Here is a 2617-nt window from a genome sequence, read left to right on the forward strand (position 1 = left end):
TGCGTATTTCGGGATGATCGAGCCAGCGATTTCGGTATGAGTCAGCCACCCATTTCGGTATCATCTGGCCACTGATTTCGGCATGAGTCGGCCACCCATTTCGGTATCATCCGGCCACCTGTTTCGGTCTCATCTGGCCAGTTTGTTCTTCCTTCGTTTTATGGGCTTTGGCATAACCGTTTTTTAACTGTTTGCCGGAGTAGTCATGACACGTAAAAAGAAAATGGGAAGAACAGATATGCAAACCTATCTGCAGATACTCCGTCTTAAATTCGAAGCACAATTAAGTGATCGTCAAATCGCGCAAGCCTTGAATATTGGTCGAGCCACCATCAGCGCCTTGGTCGCCCGTTTCAACAACTTAGGTCTCAGCTGGCCATTGTCCGCTGACTATTCCCTTGACGCACTCGACAAGCAGTTGTTTCCTGGGCGGGATTACAAGTCCCAACGGGTGTTGCCATCTTGGGGGCAAGTGCATCTTGAGCTTCGACAAAAAGGGGTCACTAAACTGCTATTATGGCAGGAATACCAAGCTGAACATGGCGCCAGAGCGCTTGGTTATACTCAGTTCTGCGAACATTACCGACGATGGTGCGCTATTCAAAAACGCTCGATGCGACAGCATCACGAGGCCGGTGACAAGCTGTTTATCGACTTCTGTGGGCCAACCGTACCGATTGTGAACCCCAAAACCGGTGAAATACGATGGGCAGCCATCTTTGTAGCGACACTTGGGGCCTCTAATTACACCTACATTGAGGCTTGTAAAGGCCAGGATATGGAATCTTGGCTGATGGCGAACAGCCGCTGTCTGATGTTTTTGGGAGGCGTACCCGCTTTACTGATACCTGATAACCTCAAAGCCGCCGTTGATAAAGCGGACCGTTATGAACCGATCATTAACGACAATTACAAGGCGCTCGCCAGGCATTATGGCTGTGCACTCATGCCCACACGCCCTCGCAAACCGCAAGACAAGGGTAAAGTCGAATCCGCTGTGCTGATTGTTGAACGTTGGGTATTGGCTCGCCTACGTCATCATATCTTTTACTCACTAGCCGCTCTAAACCAAGCGATCAGAGAGCTAAATATAGAACTCAATCAGCGGCCAATGAAACAGTACAATGGTGCTAGTCGTGAACAACTGTTTACCTTGCTAGATAAACCTGCATTGCAGCCATTACCGCCTTATGCCTATGAATATACGGACTACCGCATTGCGAAAGTGGCCAAAGACTACCATGTGCAATACGACAATCACTGGTACTCGGTGCCACATCGTTTAGTCGGTGAACGAGTTGAAATCAGTGCAACCCAGACGATGATTAAGGTTTATCATCAAACCAAGTGTGTCTCTCAACACCCCCGTAGCCACAACTCATACCGTCATAGCACAGATGTCGCTCATATGCCGGAAAACCATGCAGCGTTTCAAGAGTGGAGTCCGGAGCGAATCAGACGTTGGGCCACAGCGATTGGTCCCAATACGTTGGCAACGGTACTCGCGGTAGAAAGAAGCAAAACACATATTGTACAGGCTCAGCGATCGTGCTTGGCCTTACTCAGTGAGCAAAAGCGCTACGGAAGTGAACGTCTAGAAAGCGCCTGTACACTCGCATTGAGTCGTCACCAGCCCTACATCCCCGTTATCAAAAAGCTCCTTAGAAGCGGTGAAGATCTTCGCTTCGGTCATGATGATTCAAATGCTAATGACCCTGGATTGCACGCGAATATCCGCGGATCTCACTACTACCAATGAGGACAACACAATGGACACACTACTGATCCAATTACGCCAGCTTAAGCTGGCGGCCATGGCCAATGCACTGGAGCTGCAACGCCAAGCCCCACATACCTATGCTGAGCTTGGCTTCGATGAACGACTTAGCTTATTGGTTGAGCAAGAGCAACTCTCGCGGGATAACACCCGCCTACAGCGCTTGCGTAAACAGGCTAATTTACGTCTAAAAGCCACTCCAGAAGGGCTAAGGTACCCAGCCAAACGGGGCTTACGTGCAGAGCAGATGACGCCGTTGTTGCAAGGGCATCATCTGACCTACCACCAGAACATCTTAATTACGGGGTCCACTGGTAGTGGTAAAACCTACCTAGCTTGTGCATTAGGGGAACAAGCCTGTCGGCAAAATAAACGTGTGTTGTATTACCGTCTGGGACGATTACTAGAAAGTCTTAAAATGGGTCATACGGACGGTAGCTATCTTAAACAACTCGTCCAACTACAAAAGGCGGATATGCTGATTTTAGATGATTGGGGCCTTGAAGGATTTAAGGGAAAACAAGTCAGTGACTTACTGGATGTGATTGAAGATCGGTATGAGCAACGCAGCACCGTGATCGTAAGTCAGCTCCCTGTATCAGAATGGTATGGCTTAATGGATAACCCTACGGTTGCGGACGCGCTATTGGACCGAGTGATCCACACCGCCCACCGACTGGAATTAAGTGGAGAGTCGCAGCGTAAAAAAGCGCTGGTTCAGCCGGAAGAAGTCGGGTAAAAAGAAAACAGAAACGAAGATCAGATCAAGCTGGCCGGATCACACCGAAACGCGTGGCTGAATGATACCGGAATCGGTGGCCAGACAAACCGAAATACGCA

General features: G+C 49.3%; 2 protein-coding genes. Both read left to right on the forward strand.

Annotated elements, in window-relative coordinates; all coding sequences use genetic code 11:
* Positions 1-205 precede the first annotated feature (205 nt).
* Entirely contained in the window at positions 206-1759 is a 1554-nt protein-coding gene (gene istA, locus FJM67_RS17155) for an IS21 family transposase (RefSeq protein ID WP_407943643.1), read from the forward strand.
* Between the two features lie 10 nt (positions 1760-1769).
* Positions 1770-2516, forward strand: a complete 747-nt coding sequence (gene istB, locus FJM67_RS17160; RefSeq protein WP_140591911.1) for an IS21-like element helper ATPase IstB — start codon at positions 1770-1772, stop codon at positions 2514-2516.
* The last annotated feature ends 101 nt before the right edge of the window (positions 2517-2617 follow it).

The sequence above is a fragment of the Maribrevibacterium harenarium genome (assembly GCF_006385675.1).
Taxonomy (GTDB): Bacteria; Pseudomonadota; Gammaproteobacteria; order Pseudomonadales; family Marinomonadaceae; genus Marinomonas; species Marinomonas harenarium.

Excerpts from the sequence above, each read along its gene's own strand:
- istA (WP_407943643.1), top strand. The coding sequence starts at position 206 with ATGACACGTAAAAAGAAAATGGGAAGAACAGATATGCAAACCTATCTG.
- istB (WP_140591911.1), top strand. The coding sequence starts at position 1,770 with ATGGACACACTACTGATCCAATTACGCCAGCTTAAGCTGGCGGCCATG.